General features: G+C 68.6%; 19 protein-coding genes, 1 tRNA gene and 1 riboswitch. Of the genes, 5 read left to right on the top strand and 15 right to left on the bottom strand.

Annotated elements, in window-relative coordinates; all coding sequences use genetic code 11:
• Position 1 precedes the first annotated feature (1 nt).
• From BMW51_RS07050 to BMW51_RS07005, 10 genes are all read right to left on the bottom strand, one after another.
• Positions 2-1,210: an ABC transporter permease gene (locus BMW51_RS07050; RefSeq protein ID WP_093004770.1), complete on the bottom strand. Its 1,209-nt coding sequence runs from the start codon at positions 1,208-1,210 to the stop codon at positions 2-4.
• Positions 1,210-2,016 (bottom strand): ABC transporter ATP-binding protein, encoded by an 807-nt coding sequence (locus tag BMW51_RS07045; protein WP_425440975.1) that lies wholly within the window; start codon positions 2,014-2,016, stop codon positions 1,210-1,212. The genes BMW51_RS07050 and BMW51_RS07045 overlap by 1 nt, the downstream gene beginning before the upstream one ends.
• Complete coding sequence (locus tag BMW51_RS07040) at positions 1,940-3,340, bottom strand: efflux RND transporter periplasmic adaptor subunit (RefSeq protein WP_093004768.1); 1,401 nt, start codon at positions 3,338-3,340, stop codon at positions 1,940-1,942. The genes BMW51_RS07045 and BMW51_RS07040 overlap by 77 nt, the downstream gene beginning before the upstream one ends.
• Entirely contained in the window at positions 3,340-4,836 is a 1,497-nt protein-coding gene (locus BMW51_RS07035; protein ID WP_093005145.1) for an efflux transporter outer membrane subunit, read from the bottom strand. Before BMW51_RS07035 ends, BMW51_RS07040 begins: the two co-directional genes overlap by 1 nt.
• A gap of 182 nt (positions 4,837-5,018) precedes the next feature.
• Entirely contained in the window at positions 5,019-5,648 is a 630-nt protein-coding gene (locus BMW51_RS07030) for a nucleotidyltransferase family protein (RefSeq protein ID WP_093004766.1), read from the bottom strand.
• Positions 5,645-6,616 carry an XdhC family protein gene (locus BMW51_RS07025; protein ID WP_093004764.1) on the bottom strand — a complete coding sequence of 324 codons (972 nt, stop codon included), beginning with the start codon at positions 6,614-6,616 and terminating at the stop codon, positions 5,645-5,647. Before BMW51_RS07025 ends, BMW51_RS07030 begins: the two co-directional genes overlap by 4 nt.
• A gap of 19 nt (positions 6,617-6,635) precedes the next feature.
• Positions 6,636-8,840 carry a xanthine dehydrogenase family protein molybdopterin-binding subunit gene (locus BMW51_RS07020; RefSeq protein ID WP_093004762.1) on the bottom strand — a complete coding sequence of 735 codons (2,205 nt, stop codon included), beginning with the start codon at positions 8,838-8,840 and terminating at the stop codon, positions 6,636-6,638.
• Positions 8,841-8,922: 82 nt separating this feature from the next.
• Complete coding sequence (locus tag BMW51_RS07015; protein WP_093004760.1) at positions 8,923-11,169, bottom strand: xanthine dehydrogenase family protein molybdopterin-binding subunit; 2,247 nt, start codon at positions 11,167-11,169, stop codon at positions 8,923-8,925.
• Positions 11,166-12,131 carry an FAD binding domain-containing protein gene (locus BMW51_RS07010; RefSeq protein WP_093004758.1) on the bottom strand — a complete coding sequence of 322 codons (966 nt, stop codon included), beginning with the start codon at positions 12,129-12,131 and terminating at the stop codon, positions 11,166-11,168. The genes BMW51_RS07015 and BMW51_RS07010 overlap by 4 nt, the downstream gene beginning before the upstream one ends.
• Positions 12,128-12,691, bottom strand: a complete 564-nt coding sequence (locus BMW51_RS07005; protein WP_093004756.1) for a 2Fe-2S iron-sulfur cluster-binding protein — start codon at positions 12,689-12,691, stop codon at positions 12,128-12,130. Before BMW51_RS07005 ends, BMW51_RS07010 begins: the two co-directional genes overlap by 4 nt.
• A gap of 118 nt (positions 12,692-12,809) precedes the next feature.
• On the opposite strand from BMW51_RS07005, the gene BMW51_RS07000 reads away from it, so the two are divergent.
• Positions 12,810-13,808: a glycerophosphodiester phosphodiesterase gene (locus BMW51_RS07000; protein ID WP_093004754.1), complete on the top strand. Its 999-nt coding sequence runs from the start codon at positions 12,810-12,812 to the stop codon at positions 13,806-13,808.
• Positions 13,808-14,092 carry a hypothetical protein gene (locus BMW51_RS06995; protein ID WP_177171568.1) on the top strand — a complete coding sequence of 95 codons (285 nt, stop codon included), beginning with the start codon at positions 13,808-13,810 and terminating at the stop codon, positions 14,090-14,092. Before BMW51_RS07000 ends, BMW51_RS06995 begins: the two co-directional genes overlap by 1 nt.
• Positions 14,093-14,141: 49 nt before the next feature.
• On the opposite strand, the gene BMW51_RS06990 is transcribed toward BMW51_RS06995, so the two are convergent.
• Entirely contained in the window at positions 14,142-14,528 is a 387-nt protein-coding gene (locus BMW51_RS06990) for a hypothetical protein (RefSeq protein ID WP_093004750.1), read from the bottom strand.
• Between the two features lie 22 nt (positions 14,529-14,550).
• Complete coding sequence (locus BMW51_RS06985) at positions 14,551-16,104, bottom strand: L,D-transpeptidase family protein (RefSeq protein ID WP_177171566.1); 1,554 nt, start codon at positions 16,102-16,104, stop codon at positions 14,551-14,553.
• Positions 16,105-16,390: 286 nt separating this feature from the next.
• Here BMW51_RS06985 and BMW51_RS06980 point away from each other — a divergent pair.
• Positions 16,391-16,464 (top strand) — tRNA-Gly (locus tag BMW51_RS06980).
• A 25-nt stretch (positions 16,465-16,489) separates the two neighbouring features.
• Here the strand turns inward: BMW51_RS06980 and BMW51_RS06975 are convergent.
• A complete protein-coding gene (locus BMW51_RS06975) occupies positions 16,490-16,891 on the bottom strand; it encodes a hypothetical protein (protein WP_143051824.1) in 402 nt (133 codons plus the stop codon).
• 69 nt (positions 16,892-16,960) lie between these two features.
• On the opposite strand from BMW51_RS06975, the gene BMW51_RS06970 reads away from it, so the two are divergent.
• Positions 16,961-17,728, top strand: coding sequence for an SDR family oxidoreductase (locus tag BMW51_RS06970; RefSeq protein ID WP_093004746.1), 768 nt, complete (start codon positions 16,961-16,963; stop codon positions 17,726-17,728).
• Positions 17,725-18,675 carry a glycoside hydrolase family 130 protein gene (locus BMW51_RS06965; RefSeq protein WP_093004744.1) on the top strand — a complete coding sequence of 317 codons (951 nt, stop codon included), beginning with the start codon at positions 17,725-17,727 and terminating at the stop codon, positions 18,673-18,675. The genes BMW51_RS06970 and BMW51_RS06965 overlap by 4 nt, the downstream gene beginning before the upstream one ends.
• A 4-nt stretch (positions 18,676-18,679) precedes the next feature.
• Here the strand turns inward: BMW51_RS06965 and BMW51_RS06960 are convergent, their stop codons facing one another.
• Positions 18,680-19,387 (bottom strand): CbtA family protein, encoded by a 708-nt coding sequence (locus BMW51_RS06960; protein ID WP_093004742.1) that lies wholly within the window; start codon positions 19,385-19,387, stop codon positions 18,680-18,682.
• A gap of 16 nt (positions 19,388-19,403) precedes the next feature.
• Positions 19,404-19,634 (bottom strand): CbtB domain-containing protein, encoded by a 231-nt coding sequence (locus BMW51_RS06955; RefSeq protein ID WP_093004740.1) that lies wholly within the window; start codon positions 19,632-19,634, stop codon positions 19,404-19,406.
• 51 nt (positions 19,635-19,685) lie between these two features.
• Positions 19,686-19,760, bottom strand: a riboswitch (cobalamin riboswitch).
• Positions 19,761-19,789: the final 29 nt, after the last annotated feature.

The following is a 19,789-nucleotide window of genomic DNA, read 5'->3' as shown; positions in this document are numbered from 1 at the left end:
GTCACTCGTGGCGAAGCGCGTCGATCGGGTTGAGCGCCGCCGCACGCCGCGCCGGGAAATAGCCGAACACGACGCCGATCACCGCCGAGATGCCAAACGCAATCGCGTTGATCTCGGGCACGAACAGGTAGGGCAGACCGCCGAGTGCTGACAGCGCACCGATCGCGAGTTGCGCCAGCAGCAGCCCGATGACGCCGCCCAGCATCGACAGCACCACCGCCTCAACCAGGAATTGCAGCAGGACCTCGCTCGCAACCGCCCCGATCGCGAGGCGGATGCCGATTTCGCGCGTCCGCTCGGTCACCGACACCAGCATGATGTTCATGATGCCGATCCCGCCGACGACCAGACTGATCCCGGCGACCGCAGTCACGATGCGGGTGAGCAGCGTCGTGGTGCTCGATAGCGTGTCGCTGATCTGCTTCGTGTCGAAGATGTTGAAATCGTCGTCCTTGCCCGCGGTGATGGTGCGGCGCTCGCGCAGCAGGTCGGTGATCCCGGCCTGCACGGTCGCGGTCGAATAGGCCTGATCGACGCCGACCAGCATCAGGCGGATGTCGCGCGTGCCGGTGAAGCGGCGCTGCACCGTCTTGATCGGCATGATGACGACATCGTCCTGATCGCCGCCGAACCCCGCCTGTCCGCGCGTCGACAGTACGCCGATCACGTCGCAGCTGACGTTGCCGATGCGAAACCGCTGCCCGACCGCGTCGCCGGTCCTGAACAGATTCTGTTTGACCGTGTTGCCGATGATGCACACCGCCTTGCCCGCCGATTCCTCCTGGCGCGTCCACATCCGGCCGGCGGCGAGCGGCCACGGCTGGACCTGGAAGTAGGCAGCGGTGGTCCCGTTGATCGTCGTCGACCAGTTCGCGCCGTCGTAGATCGCGGTCGCGGTCGATTGCGCTTGCGGCGCTACCGCGGATACGCCCGCGATCTGGTTGGCGATCGCGGTCACGTCCTCGGGCTTGAAGTCGGGCGGGCGCGGGCCGCCGCCGCCGCGGCCGAACCCCTGGCCCGGGCGAACCTGCAGGATGTTGGTGCCGAGCGAGGAGATGTTCTGCTGCACCTGCGCGGTGGTCGCCTTGCCGAGCGTCACCATCGTGACCACCGCCGCGACGCCGATGATGATGCCGAGCGTCGTCAGGAACGAGCGCAGCAGGTGCCGCCGGATCGAGCGCAGTGCGAGAACAAAGGTAGTGCCGAGCATCAGGCCTCCACCGCCTCGCCCTGATGGTGGTTGCGCTCGACGCGTTCCACCAGCCCGTCCTTGAAGTGGATCACCGTGCGCGCGAACGCCGCCATGTCGGGTTCGTGCGTCACCATCAGCACGGTGATGCCGCCGCGATTGAGGTCGGTGAGCAATTCCATGATCTCGACCGAGCGTTCGGAATCAAGATTGCCGGTCGGCTCGTCGGCGAGCAGCACGTCGGGCTGCGTCACGATCGCGCGCGCGATCGCGACGCGCTGCTGCTGCCCGCCCGATAGTTCGGCCGGCGTGTGATCCCACCAGCGGTCGAGCCCGACCTTCTCCAGCGCCGCCATCGACAGGTCGCGCCGCGCCTTCTTCTCGTCGCCGCGGTAAAGGAGCGGCAACTCGACATTCTCGAGCGCAGTCGTGCGGCTGAGCAGGTTGAAGCCCTGAAACACGAAACCAAGGTACCGCCGCCGGAGCAGTGCGCGCTGATCGCGGTCAAGTGTCTCGACATGGTGGCCGCGGAACAGGAAGGTGCCGCCCGATGGCACGTCGAGGCAGCCGAGGATGTTCATCGTCGTCGACTTGCCCGATCCCGACGGCCCCATGACCGCGATGAAGTCGCCGGCCGCGATGTCGAGGTCGACGCCCTTTAATGCCTGAAACGCGGTGCCGCCCTCGCCGTAGCTCTTGGTGACACCGCGCAACTGGATCAGCGGCGCGGTGTCAGGTGAAGGCACGGCGTTACTGGCCACCACCGCCACCCCCGCGCCGGCCCCCACCGCCGCCGCCACGACGCGATCCGCCGCCGCTGCCCCCATCACCGCCGCCCGCGAGCTGCCCGGTGATGACCTGCATGCCGGGCTTGAGCGGACCCGACAGCACCTCGGTCATCGTGCCGTTGGTGTCACCGGTCGTGACCTGGATCGGCTTGGGTTGGCCGTTCTCGCCCTTGACGTAGAGCGTCTGCGTCGCGCCGCGGCCGACCGTTGCGGTTCGCTCCGGCCGGTCACGACTACGCCGGAAGGTGAGCGAGCCCGCGATGCCGCCGCCGTCGTCCTTCGCGCCCGCCGCCTGCGGCTTGAAGCGGAAGGCGGCGTTGGGGACGAGCAAGGCGTTGCCCTTGTCCGAGGTGATGATGTCGGCGGTCGCGGTCATGCCGGGGCGCAGTTCGAGCGACGGATTCTCGACCGTCAGATCGGCGGCGTAGGACACAACCTGTCCGCTCGTGCTGCCGGTCGAGGCAGTCGACGACGAGGACGAGGCGGTCGCGTTGCTGACCGTCAGGTTGGAGCCGAGATCGACGCGCGTGATCGTTGCGGGGAAGGTCTTGCCCGGGAAAGCATCGACGGTGAAGCTCGCCTTTTGTCCGACCTTGACCGAGCCGACATCGGCCTCGTCGATCGCGACCTCCAGCTTCATCTTGCTCAAATCCTCCGCGATCACGAACAGCGTCGGCGTGTTGAACGAGGCGGCGACGGTCTGGCCGGGATCGACCTGCCGCGCGAGCACGACGCCGTTGACGGGCGAGCGGATGATCGCGCGCGCGCGCTGCGTCTGGCTCTGCGCCAGCGTCGCCTGCGCCGCGGTCACGTTCGCCTGCGCAACCTTTAGCGCCGCGACCGCGCGCTGGTAATCGGCGCGACCGGTCTGGAGTTCTGTCGCCGACGGCACGCGACCGTTCGACAGCCGGTACACTTCCTCCAGCCGCGCGCGCTGTGCCTGCGATTCCGCGACCGTCGCCTGCGCCTGACGCACCTGCGCCTGATTGGCGGCGATCTGCGCCTGCTGCTGGCGGATCTGATCCTCGATCTGCTCAGGGTCGATGAGTGCCAGTGGCTGCCCCGCGCTGACGCGGTCGTTGACGTCGACCACGACCTTGGTGACGAGCCCCGACAGCTGCGAGCCGACCGTCACCTGATTGGTCGGGGCGAGTTTGCCCGTCGCTGATACGCTGACGGTCAGATTGCCGCGCTCAACCGGCGCGGTCGCGTAATCGGCTGCCTTCGCCGATCCGAAGACCAGCCGCTGGACGAGGAGAGCGAGCAGCACGACGCCCAGTGCGACCAAGCCCCATTTCAGCCACCTGCGCCATTTCGGCTGCGGCTTCTGCCCCAGGAATTCGTCGAGGTTCTGGTCGGCCATCAGCGGGTCTCTCGGGCAGGTGCGGGCTGCTGGATTGCGGGGTCGGATGCGGTCGGGGTTACGTCGGGGTTCCAGCCGCCGCCGAGTGCGCCGAACAGCTGGATCAACGCGGTCGCCTGATCGGCGCGCGCCTGTGCCTCGCTGTTGCGCGCGGACAGCAAACTCGCCTCCTGCTGCGACAGCGTGGTGAAATCGGTCAGCCCGCTGCGATATTGCGTGCGTGACAGCAGCGCGGCGTTGTTGGCGGCATCGAACTGCACGGTGAACTCGCGCGCGCGGCGCTGCGCGGTGTCGAGCGCGACGACCGCATTCTCGACATCCTCAAGCGCGACGAGCACGCTGCCCTTGTAGGCGGCGAGCGCGGCGTCGGCGGCGGCCTCGTTGCTGCGAACCTGCGCGGACAGGCGCCCGCCGTTGAAGATCGCCTGCGTCAGCCCGGCGAACAGCCCGCCGGTGATCGTGCCGAGCAGGCCGCCGACATTGCCAGCGTTGGTGTTGATGTTGCCGCTGATCGCGAGTGCCGGATAGAGCGCGGCCTTGGCGACGCCGATCTGCGCGGTGGCGGCGGCGAGCGTGCGTTCGGCCGCGCGCACGTCAGGGCGTTGGCGCAGCACGTCGGCGGGGATGCCGGCACCGACGACGCGCGGGCCGGTCGGGATCGGGCGCGGGGTGGCGAGCAGCGGCTTCACCGCACCCGGCGCCTGCGCGGTCAAAACGCCCAAGCGTGAGACGGCGGCGTTATACTGCTGCTCGAACGCAGGAATCGTCGCGGCTGTGGCTGCGCGCTGACTACGTGCCTGCTCCTGATCAAGGCTGGAGACCAGCCCGGCCTGAACGCGGAAGCCCGCGATCTCGAGATTGTCGTTCTGTAGTGCGAGGCTGGCGCGCGCATTGGCGAGTTGCGCCTGATAGAGCCGCGCGAGCACGTAGTTGCGCGCGACCTCCTGCTGCACCGACAGAAGCGTCGTCGCATAGTCGAAGCCGGACGCCTCGTACTGCGCGCGCGTTGCCTCGACGGTGCGCCGCACCTCGCCGAACAGCCCAAGCTGGTATTGCGCGTCGAGCCCGAGCGAGAAGTTCGAGCCGCCGCCGCCGCCGACGTTCTGGACGGTGCCGTCGGGAAGCGTCACCGACTGTCCGCCGCCGCGAAACGTCTCCGATCGGCTGTACCCGCCCGACCCGTTGAGCGTCGGCAGCAGGTTGGCGCGGCTCTGCACCAGCGATTCGCGCGCTTGCCTCAGCCGCGCGAGCCCCTGCGTAACGTCGGTGTTGGCGGCGCCTGCCTGCTCGACCAACTGGCCGAGCACGGGATCGTCGAAGCGTGTCCACCAGTGCGTCAGGTCTTCGCGCGTCGGCGCCGCCGTGACCGAATACCGATCGGGCACACCCAGTTCGGCGGCCGAGCGCGGAGCGTAATCGGGCCCTACCGTGCAGCCGGCAAGCGCGACGGGAAGGGCAGCGAGCCCGGAGAGGAGCGAGAGGCGCAAACGCGTCATGGTGATGGAGATGGACAACACACCGCGTCGCGTCCAGCGCTTTTATGTCGCGAAGTGTCGCAGCCGGTGCAAGCGCGCCACGCTGGCGCGCGGTGCGAAGCACGCACCGGCTCGGCCGGCAGCACGCCAGTGCTGTCCGACGACGCGGAATTCACTTCCGCGTCGCGCGCCGTCAGTGCGCCTCAGCCCCCGTGCCGTCGCGTGCCGGGCAGCGTCAGCGCCTCGGGCGCGTGGACGAGTTCGCGAAGGCGCTCCAGCTCCTCCACCGTGTCGACGTCGATCAGTTCGGCCGCGTTGGTGACGACGTGGCGCCCGGCGCGGATCAGATCGCGGGCGCCTTGGTCGCCGGTCAGCGTGAGCAAGGTGTCGAAGTGCGCGCACGCGAAGAGTGCGGGAGGCTTGGGCGAGATACCGTCGCTCGAGGCGACCACTGCATCGTCCGAGTCGGCGGCGTCGAGCAGACGATGGATGTGCGCGGCGGTGACGCGCGGCATGTCGGCGAGTGCCAGCACCACCGCGCTTGCCCCACACTTCTGCGCGCACGCCACGCCCAGTCGCACCGACGAGGCCATGTCGGCGACCGGATCGTCGTTGCTCACCACTTGGAAACCGTGCGGTGCGAAGTCGATCGTGCAACGCGGCGAGGTGATCGCGACGCGGTGCTTGAACGGCACGGCTTCCAGCGCGACGGCGACGTGGAGGCCCAACGGGCGCGCGAGGAAGGGTTCGTTCAGCTTGCTGCCGACATCGCCGAAGCGCGCCGACTTGCCTGCGGCGAGCAGGACGAGGACGGTGTCCTCCGCCGCGATCACGCGAGCACGGCCTCGGCAGCGCGATCGAGTGCAGTGTCCGCTGCGGCGACGGGCAGGTGGAACGCGCGCACCATCGCGGCGGCGATCGACAGCGCGATCTCCGCCGGGCCGATCGCGCCGATGTCGATGCCGACGGGTCCGTCGATACGGTCGATTTGCGTTTCGTTCAGTCCTGCCGCCGCCATCCGCTCGCGCCGCGCGGCGTGGCTCTTGCGGCTGCCGAGCGCGCCGACATAGGCGGCGTTGGTCTTGAGCGCGGCGATGAGCGCGGGATCGTCGATCTTGGTATCGTGGCTGAGCGTCACCACCGCGGTCGACGGACCCGGGCGATACGCCTCGACCGCCTCGTCGGGCCAGCGATCGTCGAGCGTCACGCCCGGGAAGCGCTCCTCGGTCAGAAAACGCCCGCGCGGGTCGATCACCACGACCTCGATCCCGAGCGTCGCGGCGAGTGCGGCGAGGCTCTGCGCGATCTGCACCGCGCCGACGATCAGCAACCGGCGCGGCGGAGCGTAGCGGTTGGCGAACACCTCGCCGGTTTCCACCGGGCGCAGGTCGCTGTGCCCGGTCACCAAGTTCGTCGTGACGGTCACGCCCTGTCCGTGATCGCGTGCCTCCGCGATACGGTCGAACAGTTCGGGGTCGAACCCTTCGGCGGATACGGGCTGGACCATGACGCTGATCTGCCCGCCGCACGGCAGCCCGACCTCCCACGCGCTGTCGTCGGCAACGCCGTAGGTCTTCACCTGGAACGGTGCGCCCGCGATCACCTGCGCCGCGGTATCGAGAATGTCGCCCTCGACGCATCCGCCAGACACCGACCCCTCGAACCGCCCATCGGCGTGGACCAGCATGTGGCTACCCTTAGGGCGCGGAGCCGAGCCCCAGGTAGAAACCACGGTGGCGAGCGCCAGCGGCTCGCCCTTCCAGGCGGCGGCGGCGGCGAGGACGGAATCGTTATCGGCCATGTCGGTTCTCGTATGTGTCTCAGACCGGCGGCAAGCCGGCGAGCAGGGTGTCGAGCGTCGCGGGCACGTTTCGCACGCGCACGCCGGTCGCATTGTGGATCGCGTTGATGACCGCCGCACCCGCGCCCGAGATGCCGAGCTCGCCGACTCCCTTCGCGCCGACCTGGTTGGCGGCGTCGTCGATCTCTTCGATGAAGTGGACGTCGATCTGCGGCACGTCGGCGTTCACCGCGACGTGATACTCGCCGAAGTCGGGATTGACGAAGCGGCCGCTGCGCGTGTCGGTGATCGCCGCCTCTCCGAGCGCGTAGCTGACGCCCCAAATCATCCCGCCGACGATCTGGTTCGCCGCGGTTTTCGCGTTCAGCACGCGGCCAACATCGAACACGCCGAGCATCCGGCGCACGCGCACCTCGCCTGTCACCGCGTTGACCGCGACCTCGCAGAAATGCGCGCCGTGGCTCGCCTGGCTGGTGCGCTTGGCCTGTTGGCCCGGCGAGGACTTGCCGCGCCCTTCGATCGGCTCCCCGCGCGCGAGGTCGGCGAGCGGCACCTCGCGCCCGCCCGCCGCGACGCAACCGTCCTTGAGCACCAGTTCCTCAGGTGCGGCGTTCATGCGCAGCGCCAGCTCGGCGAGTACGTCCTCGCACGCCAGCACCGCCGCCGCGCACGCGCTGCCGGCGCCGAACGACCCGCCCGAGCCCGCGCTCTTGGGATAATTGGTGTCGCCGATCCGCACGTCGACTTGGCTCGCATCGACGCCCAGCACCTCACCCGCGGTCTGCGCCAGGATGGTGTAGGTGCCGGTGCCGATGTCGGTCATGTCTGTTTCCACCGTCACGCGCCCGTTCGGCTCCAGCCGCACGTTCGCCGCGGCGGTGACGGTGAAGTTGCCGCGCAGCGCCGCGGCCATGCCGATGCCGATCAGCCACTCGCCCTCGGGCGTGGTGCCGGGATCGGGCACGCATTCGGGCCAGCCGAAGCGGCGCGCGCCCTCAGCGTAGCAGTCGAGCAGGCGGCGGGTGGAAAAGGGCTTGGACGAGGTCGGATCGTACGCCGTCTCGTTACGGCGGCGCAGCTCGATCGGATCGAGCCCGAGCTGTTCGGCGAGTTCGTCCATCGCGCACTCGATCGCGAAGGTGCCGATCGCCTCGCCCGGTGCGCGCACCGCGCCGGTCGGCGGCAGGTCGACCCGCGCGAGTGCGGTGCGGAACACGCGCGTGTTGCCGCTGTAGAGCGGGATCGAGCCGAACGGGATCGGCTCCAGGAACGCGCTGTCGTCGTTCTGATAGGCGACACCCTCGTGCGCGATCGCGTTAATGTGGCCGTCATGGTCGCAGGCGATGCGGATGCGCTGGCGCGTCTCGCTACGGTGATGGACGAGGTAGGCGGTGTCACGCCGGGGCAGCGCCACCTTGACCGGGCGGCCGAGCTTCTCCGCCGCGATTGCCGCGAGGATTACCTCGGGGCCAACGCCTGTCTTGCCGCCGAAGCCGCCGCCGACGAAGGGCGCGAGCACGCGGACCTTGTCCTCGGCGATTCCCAGCGCGGTCGCGATCGTGCTCTTGGCCGCGCCGATCACCTGGTTGCTGGAACGGACGGTCAGTTGGTCGCCTTCCCACCAGGCGGTGGTGGCGTGCGGCTCCAGCGCGGCCGGGAAGTGCGCCGGGGTCGAGTAGGTCGCGTCGAAGGTGACGGGCGCGTTGCGCATCGCCGCGTCCAGGTCGCCCTTGGTGACCGGGGGCAGGAAACCGATGTCGGGCGCGTCGTCGACGGGCGCCGCAGCGAAGTCGTAGCGGCCCGCCTGCTCGTCCACCGTGACGCGCACCAGCGCGGCGGCCTCGCGTGCGATCGCCTGCGTCTCGGCGACGACCGCGGCGACGGGCTGGCCGACGTGGAAGATGCGGCGCGTGCCGCGGCTGGGCATCGCGCGCGAGTTGCCCTCACCCGCCATCATGCGCGGGTCGTCGTGGATGACGGCGAGGACGCCGGGCAGAGCCTCCGCCGCAGTCGCGTCGATGCCGGTCAACTCACCCGCGCCGACGGGGGCGCCGACGACAGCGAGATAAGCGGTACCTTCCGGCGCGTCCTCGAATGCGTAGGTCGCCGTACCGGTGACCTTCAACGGCCCTTCGATACGCGGCAACGGGGTACCAAGCAGCCCCTGCACTGCGCGCTTTAGCCCGCCCGGCCGCTCGGCCGTGTCGATCGCCTGTTCGGTCATCGTCGCGCTCCCCGCTTGAACGTGGCGTATCTAGGAAGCGACGGGCGTCCGCGCCAGCCGTGGCCGGCGCGGACGGACAGGATCACGCGTCGAACGGCAGCTGCTCAATGATCTTGTCGCAGGTGATTGGGAAGTCGCGTACGCGCACGCCCGTCGCGTTGTAGATCGCGTTGGCGACCGCCGCCCCTGCGCCCGAGATGCCGAGCTCACCGATGCCCTTGGCGTGGATCGGATTGGCGTGGATGTCGCGTTCGGAGAGAAAGTGGACCTCCAACTGCGGCACGTCGGCGTTCACCGGCACGTGATATTCGGCCATGTCGCGGTTGACGACCTTGCCGCTCCGCTCGTCGTGGATCAGCTCCTCGGTTAGCGCAGCGCCGATCCCGAAGGTCATACCGCCGAGGCATTGCGACCGCGCGGTCTTCTCGTTCAGGATTCGCCCGGCGGAGAACACACCCAGCATCCGCTCGACACGCACCTCGCCCGTCACCGCGTTGACCTTCACCGCGCAGAAGTGCGCGCCGTAGCTCGCCTGATGGAACTTCTTCTCCTGCTTGCCCGGCTCGATCTGCCCGGTGACGGAGAGGTTCTCTTCGATCAGCTCGGTTACCGGTACCGCGCGGTTCTGCGCGATCGCGCGGCCGTCCTTGAGCGTCATCTCCTCGACCGACACGCCCATCGACTTGGCCAGCCTCTCGCGGATACCTTCGCAGGCGAGATAGACCGACGAGCCCGACGAGCCCGCGCCCCACGATCCGCCCGACCCCGACGAGGCCGGTGCCTTACCGTCGCCCAGGTGGACCACGACCTTGTCGAGCGGCAGTCCCAGCGTCTCCGCGGTGATCTGCGCCAGGATGGTGTAGGTGCCGGTGCCGATATCGGTCATGTCGGTGTCGACGATCGCCCGCCCGTCGGTGGTAAGCGTGACCTTGGCGGCCGATTTCTGCAGCTGGTTCGACCGCACCGCAGCCGCGACGCCCATGCCATACAGCCACTCGCCGCGGCGATCGGTGCCCGCCTTCTTGCGCTGCGACCAGCCGAACAGCTGCGCACCCTGCTCCAGCGCCGGGATCATCTGCCGGCTGGAGAAGGGGATCTGCTTCTCCGGCTCCTGCGCGGGTTCGTTGCGGCGGCGCAGTTCGATCGGATCGAGGCCGAGCTTCTCGGCCAGTTCGTCCATCGCACATTCCAGACCCATCATGCCGACCGCCTCGCCCGGTGCGCGCATCGAGCCCGCTGCGGTCAGGTTCATCGGGATCAGGTCGTGGTTGACCTCGCGGTTTTCACCGCCGTAGATGAAGTGCGTCCCGACGCCGACCGGCTCCCAATATTGCTCGTACGGCGTGTTGGCGATGAGCGAGTTGTGGCTGAGCGCGTCGATCTTGCCGTTCGCGTCGGTACCCAGGCGGATGCGCTGTTCGGTGTTGGAGCGACGCACCGTCGCCTCGTACACCTGCTGGCGCGCGAGCACGATCTTGACCGGGCGACCGAGCTTCTTTGCCGCGACCGCCGCTGCGACGCTCTCGGGCGCGATACCCAGTTTCGAGCCGAATCCGCCGCCGACGTAGCGGGCGATGATCCGCACCTTGTCCGCCGATACGCCCAGCGCCTTGGCGAGCTGTTGCTGGTCGCTCGCCACCATCTGATACGCGCCGTGCAGGATCAGCGTGCCGTCGCGCCACTCGGCGATCGAGGCGTGCGGCTCCATCGCGGTCGAGTTCTGGCTCGGCGTCGTATAGGTGACGTCGAGCTGGACCGGCGCGTCGTTGAACGCCTTCTCGAAATTGCCCTGTTTGCTGTGGCCGGGGATCTGATCCTTCTTCGGCTCCTTGCCTTGGTCCTTGTGCGCGGCGAAGACGAAGTTCGCGTCGGCTTCCTCGTACTCGAGCCGTACTGCGGCGGCACCATCGCGCGCGGCCTCGAACGTTTCACCCACGACGACCGCGATTGGCTCGCCGAAATATTGCACGTCCTGCACGCCCTGCGGTGGCGCGTCGGTCGCGCCGCCCTGTCCGGGACTGCGGATAAAGGTGTCGTAGTCGGTGATGACGTCGATGACCCCCGGCAGTGCGCGTGCGGCGGTATCGTCGACCTTGGTCAGCTTGCCACGGCCGAAGGTCGCACGCACCAGCACACCGTAGACGAGCCGTTCGGCCGGATATTCGGCGGCGTAGGGCGCGCGTCCGGCGACCTTCAATGGCCCCTCGACGCGGTTGATCGGCTTTCCGATCACGTCCTGCGCGCCGTCGAGGAAGCTCGTCGGGCGCGGCTCATCCATCACCAGCGCGTTGGTGTCGTCGCTGCCGAACAGCTTGCCGATGATGCTCATGCGGTCAAATCCCTGAGGGTCGCGATCAGCGTGCGCCGTGCGAGCGGTATCTTGAAATCGTTGGAGCCGTAGCCTTTCGCGTCGGCGAGCAGCGCATCGGCCGCGGCCTCGAACGCCTCGGTCGACGGCGCGCGGCCGACAATCGCGGCCTCGACCGCGGGGTTGCGCCACGGCATCGGCCCCAATCCGCCGAACGCGAGCGCGGCTGAGGCGACGACGCCGTCCTTCACCTCGATCACGCCCGCGACCGAGACGAGCGCGAAGGCGTAGGAGGCGCGGTCGCGCACCTTGCGGTAAACCTGCTTGCCCGCGGGCGGGGCGGGCAGCTCGACGTGAGTGATGAGTTCGCCGGCGTCGAGCACGGTTTCGATCTGCGGGGTGTCGCCGGGCAGGCGGTAGAAATCGTGGATCGAGATACGACGTTTGTCGCCGTCAGCCTTCTGCGTGACGATCGTCGCGTCGAGTGCGCGCATCGCCACCGCCATGTCGCTCGGATGCGTCGCGATGCACTGCTCGCTGGTGCCGAGCACCGCGAGAATGCGGTTGAAGCCGCCGATCGCGTCGCACCCCGAGCCGGGCGCGCGCTTGTTGCAGCGTGACGCGGTATCGTAGAAGTAATAGCAGCGCGTCCGCTGGAGCAGGTTGCCGCCGGTCGACGCCTTGTTGCGCAACTGCCCCGACGCGCCCGCGAGCAGCGCGCGGCTGAGCACCTCGTACTTCTCGACCACACGGGGGTCGGCGGCGAGGTCGCTGTTGGGCACGAGCGCGCCGATCGACAGCCCGCCATCCTCGCGCTCTTCGATTCCGTTCAGGTCGAGTCGGCTGATGTCGACCAGCCGCTCGGGCGTTTCGACCTGCAGCTTCATCAGGTCGAGCAGGTTGGTCCCACCCGCGATGAAGCGGCCGTTCGCGTGCGTCGCTGCCTCGATCGTGTCGGCGCGCTGGTAATCGAAGGTCTTCATGCCGACACCTTCTCTTGTGCGGGTTGCTCGGCGGCAGAACGCGGCGCGGGCTTGATCGCCTGCTCACCCCACTGGCCCGCGACCTCGCGGATCGCGTCGACGATGTTGGGGTAGGCGGCGCAGCGGCAGATGTTGCCGCTCATCCGCTCGCTGATCTCGGCGTCGGTGAGCGAGACCTGATCGAGGTCGCCGGTCACGTGGCTGGCCCAGCCCTTCTTTACCTCGTCGAGCATCCCGACCGCGGAGCAGATCTGCCCGGGCGTGCAGTAACCGCACTGGTACCCGTCGTGCGACACGAATGCCGCCTGCATCGGGTGAAGGTCCTCGACCGTCCCCAGGCCCTCGATCGTCACGATCTCGTCATCCTGGTGCATTACCGCCAGTGAGAGGCAGGCGTTGATACGCCTTCCGTTGACCAGCATCGTGCACGCGCCGCACTGACCGTGGTCGCAGCCCTTTTTGCTGCCGGTCAGGCCCAGATGCTCGCGACACAGGTCGAGGAGCGAGGTGCGGACGTCGACATCCGCTTCGTAGGTTTTCTGATTGATGGTGAAGCGCATGGTCCGCCTTTTCGCTGCTCGCTCCATAACGAGCGTTATACGCTTCATATCCCTGCGAATCATTCTCACCGCCGCGGCGCTGCTGGCGCCCACGTTCGTGAGCGGGCAGACTGTGCCGATGCCTGCGACTCCAGCCAGCCCGCGCCTGTCCTCGCCGCCGATCGTGATCGCGCACCGGGGCGCCAGCGGCGAGCGGCCCGAGCACACGCTGGCGAGCTACGCGCTAGCGATCAGTCAGGGCGCCGACGTGATCGAACCCGATCTGGTGCCGACCAAGGACGACGTGCTGATCGCCCGGCACGAGAACGAGATTTCGGAGACGACCGATGTCGCCGACCATCCCGAGTTCGCCGCGCGGCGCGCGACCAAGACGATCGACGGCCAGACGCTCACCGGCTGGTTCACCGAGGATTTTACCCTCGCCGAACTAAAGACGCTGCGCGCGAAGGAGCGATTGCCCGCGCTGCGCCCCGGCAACATTGCGTGGGACGGGCAGGAGACGATCCCAACGCTCGGCGAGATCATCGCGCTCGCGAAAGCCCACGATGTCGCGATCTATCCCGAGACCAAACACCCGAGCTACTTCGCGCGGATCGGCCATCCGACCGACCGCCTGCTGGTCGACCAGCTACACGCCGCTGGATGGGACAGCGCGGACGCGCCCGTGTTCATCCAGTCGTTCGAGGTCGACAATCTCAAGCGGCTGGCGAAGATGACGCGTATCCGCCTGATCCAGCTCGTCGCCGCGAGCGGAGCGCCCGCTGACGCTGCCGCGCCCAGCTACGCCGCGATGATGACCCCGGCGGGGCTGCGCGAAGTCGCGCGCTACGCCTGGGGGATCGGGCCCGACAAGGCGATGTTGTGGCAGGGTGATGCTTCCACGCCGCTCGTCGCCGACGCACATGCCGCGGGCTTGCGCGTCCACCCGTGGACCTATCGCGCCGAGAACGCCTTCGTTCGTGCGCGCTTCCGGGTCGGCGACGTCCCGTCCGCGCACGGCGACCTGTCGGGTGAGATCGCGGCCGCGCTGGGGCAGGGCGTTGACGGGTTCTTCACCGACTTTCCTGCTATCGGGGTCGCGACGCGCGACGCGTACGTCGCCGGGGAGAAGAAGTGATGCGTGCAATCGTGCTGGCACTCGCGGCGCTGCCGCTGCTCGCGACCGGCGGGTGCGTGAAGACGGCGTGGAACGTCGCGACGCTGCCGGTGCGTGCGGTCGGCAAGGGCGTCGACCTCGCCACCACCAGCCCGCGTGAGCGCGACGAGAAATACGTCCGCCAACAGCGCAAGCAGGCCGAGCGCGAGGAGCGCGAGCGGCGCGACTATGAGCGCGACTGCCGCAAGAAGCGCGGCGATTGCCCACCCTATAACGGCTATGTCGCGGGGCAGCGCGACCGTTAGGGAGGCATCTGCCGACCACGCCTGTTTGGGCGTGGTCGGCGAACCAGCTTTACTCGCCGGTGTAGTTGCCGTCGGTCGCGGGTTCGTCCACGCTCGGCTGGTCGCGCGTCGGCGCGGCCGCAGTATCGCGTGACTGCCCGCGCGTGCTGCGCGCCGTCATCCCGGTCGCGAAGGCGTCGTCGTTCATCTGCTCGTCGACGCTCCGCTCGGCAGGTGGCGGCAGCGCCTCAGCGGTCGCGTTCAGGTCGGTCGCGGGCAGTGCCTCGGGCGTCGCGCTCTCCGTCGGCACGGGAATCGGCTCCGGCTCGGACTGGTAATTGTCGGAAATCTCATTGTCGGGCAGCGGCGCCTGCTCGTCCGCCGAGCGTGAGCAGCCGGCGAGCGAGAGCATCAGGACGCCGGCGAGCGCGGCGGCGGTTTTCGTCTTCTTCAACATTCTGTCCGTTCCCTTTTGCCGGTTACAGCGACGCGAGCGTCTGCTTCGCCTGCCGCGCCTCGACCTTGCTCGCCAGATCGCTGTCCCAATTGTACGGATCGTCGCGGAAACCGACCTGACCCGACGGACTGGCGAAGGCGGTCCAGTAGAGCAGGTAGACCGCGACCGGCTGCGCCATCTGCGCACGCACCGTCTTGCCGGCAGCGACCGTGGCATCGATCGCCTCGGGCTGCCACTGCGGCGTGGTCTTCATCAGCAGCTTGGCAAGCGCCTCAGGCTTCTCCAGCCGGACGCAGCCGTGACTGGCGAGCCGGTCGAAGCGCGAGAAGCCGGCCTGCGCGGGCGTGTCATGCAGGTAAACCGCGAAGTCGTTGGGGAAGTCGAACTTGTAGCGGCCGAGCGCGCTCTTCTCCGACGATTGCTGCAACCGCTTGCCGCCGCCGCCGGTGTCGATCACGCGGAAACCGTTGCGTTTCAGATAACCGGGATTGGCGCGCTCCTTCGGCCACAATTCCTTGTCAGCGATCGAGCTCGGCACGTTCCACGGCGGGTTGAGCACGACCGAGTGGATCGAGGAAACAAGCATCGGCGTCTCGTTGCCGGGTCGCCCGGTCACAGCCTTCATCGACATGACCGGCGCGTCGCCGTCGAACACGGTCAGCACGGCCGCGGCGACGTTCACCTGGACGCGGTTCTGCTCCAATTGTGCGGGCAGCCAGCGCCAGCGTTCCATGTTCGCCGAAATCTGCCGCATCCGCGCCGCGACCGGGACGTTCAGCGCCGCCAGCGTCTGCGCGCCGACATCGCCCGCGGGGTTGAGGCCGTAGCGACGCTGCGCGCGGCGCACGGCGGCGAGCAGGTCGGCGTCGAACTTGTCGCCGCTGGCCGAGACCTGAGGATCCTCCGCCGCCAGCCGCTTGCGCAGTGCGGCGACCGCAGGCCCCGAGCGCCCGTACTTCAACTCGGCCGCGGCGGGGACCGTGCCCCAACCGCCATCGGCCGCGATCTGGCGATAACGCGCGAGCCCCGCGACCAGCGCATCGTAGCCGGCATAAGGCGGCGGCAGCGAGGCGACCCACGCGGCGAGCCGATCGCGCTCCACCGCATCGACGAAGCCGGGCAGCGGATCATAGGCCTGCGGGCGGATGCCCCAGTCGCGCTCGAAATCGCTCGCGTCGAGCCGTCCGGCGTGCACTGCGCGCGCGTGGTCGAGCGCGGCGCGGACCAGTGCGTCGCCGGTCTTGTCGCTCAGGTCGCGCGGGTTGCCCTGGCGCAAGCCCTGACGCACTTCGTCCTGCGCGATCAGCTTGGCGAGTTCTCGCGTCTGCGCATCGGTGAGGCGCGGTAGCGGCTGCGCGATCATGCGCGCGGCAGGCGACGCTGCCGCGGGGGCGGGCGTTGCCGGCGCAGTCACGGGCGGCGCGGCCGGCGGGATTATCTGCGCCGAAGCGTGGCTCGCCATCACCGCCAGCACTGCACTGCTCGCGCCACCGACCACGCGCAGCAGCGCCGCGCCGCGCGTGCCACGTGCGTGCTTGTTTCCGATCTCACCCTCGAACGCGTTCAGCGTCTGCATCACCTTCTATCCTCAACTCGCGGTCGTGCCGCGCCATAGCGTGCGCGTCATGCGCCACGATGAACGCCGACGAAATACGCGAACGTCGGCTTGGATGCACGGACGCAAACAACGCTTCGTCGCACCCATGTGCTCGGTTCAACGATGGCTGATGTGCTAAGTACCTAATTCAGGCCGAATTTCTTTAGGGCCGCGCGTGAAGGAAGCTGCGGGCAACGTCCTGCTTGCACGCGAGCGGGTTCTCGAATAATCCGCGTGCCTCAAGACCGCGCAGTAAATGCGCCGGGCGGGTATAGCACAATGGTAGTGCAGCAGCCTTCCAAGCTGAATACACGGGTTCGATTCCCGTTACCCGCTCCACAACTAACCTAAGTAGCAACGCTTCTCAAGGCGCAGCCTTCGACGGCGTTGGCCTTGGTACCGGCCGATCGGCGAGATCGGACACGCTCGATTTCGTCTCCAGCGCCTGAACGCGCTGCGTCAACAGGTCGAGGTCGATCTTCTCCGGCGTGACCTCCAGCGCGCCGACCCGTTTCTCCAAATCGTCGACGCGGCGGGTCAGCGTGTCGCGCGTGACGCGGTCCTCGACCGCCGCAATGTCGTTCTTCATCGCCGCGACGTCGTTCGCCGCCGGATTGCTCGGCACGTTCTGCGTCGCGGTGCTCGGCTGACCGCACGCGGCGAGCAGCAGCGAGAGGATGAGGGCACTTGCCCGATGCTGCGTTCGTGAAGGCGGCGAGGGGTCGATCATGACGTGAGGATAGGCCAGCCGCGATCGTCGCGCCACCGTCGAGCGCGTGCGTGCAGCCGATCGGGGTTGCCGTGAGTTAAGCGCGCAACATCGGCGGAGGATAACATGACGGCGCGGACGATTGTCGTGACGGGAGCGGAATCAGGTATCGGCGCCGCCTGTGCCGAGGCGTTCGGCGCTGGCGGCGACCGCGTCTGCGTGATCTATCATTCGGATGCGGCCGCGGCGGAGAAGACGGTCGCGGCGGTCACCGCACGCGGTGGCGAGGCGATCGCGGTGCGGGCCGATGTCGCGGACGAACAATCGATCGAGGCCGCCTTTGCCGCGGTGGAAGCGAAATGGGGCGCGGCCGACGTGCTGGTCAACTCGGCCGGGCTGAACATGTCCGGTGTCACCGTGCGCGACATGACGCTGGCGCAGTGGCAGCGGCTGCTCGGCACCGACCTGACCGGCGCGTTCATCGTCTCGCGCCGCTTCCTGTCCGCGCGCGGCGAGGCGAAGGCGGATGCCTCGATTATCCATATCTCCTCGATCCACGCTTATGCCGTGCGCGCGGGTGGGGCAGATTATTGCTCGGCGAAGGGCGGGCTCTCCAACCTGGTCGAGACGCTGGCAATCGAGGAAGCGCCGCGCGGCATTCGCGTCAACGCGATCGAACCGGGCATGATCCTGACGCCGATGAACGCGCGGGCGCAGGCCGATCCGGTCTATCGTCGCACGCTCGAGCACAACATTCCGATGGGCCGCGCCGGCGATCCGGCGGAGGTCGCCGACCTCGCGGTGTTCCTCGCCTCTGACAAGGCGCGCTACATCACCGGCGCACGGATCGTCATCGACGGCGGGCTGTCGCTGATGCAGGCGCTGGGCGCATGAGCGACGCGTCCGTCGCCGATCCGCACCGCAAGGACGCGGTCGCGCCCGCCGACATCGCGCTCGACTTCAACGTGAAGCGGATCGAGGTCGTGCAGGTCGACGGCCCGCCCGCACTGATGGCGCGCGACCTGATGAGCCCGTACGTCTGGCAGGAAGCGGACGGCCGCTTCGGCATGATGGTGCGCGCGGTCTGCCGCCCGGGCGAGCTGATGACCGACACGGGTCAGATCTGGAGCGGGTGGAGCGACGACGGCGTCCGCTTCACGATGCTGCCCGAGCCGTCGATCGTGCCCGGTCCCGACGCGCACGATGCGGGCGGGGTCGAGGACCCTACGGTCGTACGCACCGCTGCTGGCTATCTGGTTTACTACTCGGGCGTGCTCGCCGACCACGCGCACGGCGAATTATCCTACGCGAGCGGGCGGTCGCTCGACCGGCTGACAAAGAGCGGGGTCGCGCTCGCTTCGTCCAAGTCGGAAGGGAACACCAAGGAAGCCACCGTCAACCGGACCAAGGACGGGCGCTGGCGGCTGTTCTACGAATATGCCGCGGACGAGGCATCGCGCGTCGGGCTGGCGGTCGGCACCGATGCCGCGGGTCCGTGGGACGAGCAGCCGACCCCGTTCATGCCGCGCGAGAACAGCTGGGATGACTGGCATCTGTCGACCGGCCCGCTGCTGATCGACGATCCCGATGTGCCGGTAATGTTCTACAACGGCGCTACACGCGACGCGCGCTGGCGGATCGGCTGGATCGCGTTCGACGCCGACCTGACCCGCATCGTCGCGCGCGGGATCGAGCCGCTCATCACCCCGCCGCCGGTCGACGATCGCACGGCGACCGACATCGCCTTCGCCGCCTCGGTCGTGGTCGATCGTGGCGCGATCTGGCTCTACTACTCGCTGGAGGATCGCCGGCTGTCGCGCGCGCTGATCCGCCGCAGCTGATCGCTCAGGCGGGGCGCGCTAACTCGCGCTCCGCCGCGCGGCCGAACAGGTCGGCGGTGGCGAGCCAGAACACCGCTTGCGTGCCGATCGAGGCGAGGCGGAACTGCCACAACAGGCTGGCGGGGAAGTCCGCCGGCACTTCGTCGATCACCGGCAGCAGCAGCTGCCCGATCGCGACGACCCCGACGAACACGCCGGCTGCGATCAGCAGGCGATCGACGCCTACGAGCTTGTGTGCACGCCGGGCCGTCCACCCCGCCGCGACCGCCGCCAGTACCGACAGCGCCAGCATCGCGAAATAGGCGGCGGTGCGAAGGCGCACGGTCTCGTGCAGCCCGACCGCAGGCGGGGTGGGCGGATATTTGATCGCGGGCACCAGCACGACCACGACAAAGGCGGCGAGTGCCAGCAGCAGCGACAGCGCGCGCGGGCTCAGGCGTGACACGCGGCCGTGAAGCGCGGCGAACAGGATCGCGAACAATCCGCCAAGCGCGGTGCCGTACAGGCCCATCGCGGTGAACAGCCCCCACGTCTTCTGCGTCGCGCGCGACACGAGCTCGGGCTCCGCCGCCATGCCGGGCATGACATGGCGCGCCTCAAGCGCGATCGCGGCGTCGATCTGCGGCTCTGCGAATAGTAGCGCAAAGGTGACGGCGATGAACGCACCGACGAGTCCGGCGAGCAACCCTCGCCAGAGCAAAGACCTGGTCATGACGGCGTCCGCCGGATCAGTGGCAGGGGAAGCCGAGCAGGTGACGCCCGTCATGGACGTATTCATGAACGTACATGCCGTCGAACAGCGCGAACGCGCCCTGTTCGGTGCTGACGAAGTACAACAGGATCAGCGCGACGACGAATGCGAACACCGCCCAAGGCGCGATGTCGGCGAGCGGGATCGGCCGCGCGGCGGGAGCAGCAGCGGCAAAGGGGCCGGGATGGGTGGCGGTGCGGGTCGTCATCGTGTCGCTCCTGTCCGGGTGAACGCGCCCGGCGTGGGTGAAGGTGCCGGGCGGGGTCTGGCTTCCGGTCGGGCAAGCCCGCCGATCACAGTGGCGCGACCGCGCCGGTTTCGCACCGGCTTCCCGCCCGGCTCCGATGCGATCGGTGTGGCGGC

Origin of the sequence: Sphingomonas palmae, assembly GCF_900109565.1 — a bacterium.
GTDB classification, from domain to species: Bacteria; Pseudomonadota; Alphaproteobacteria; order Sphingomonadales; family Sphingomonadaceae; genus Sphingomonas; species Sphingomonas palmae.
Note: the sequence above shows the minus strand (reverse complement) of the source record. Positions and strands in the feature narration are given on the sequence as shown.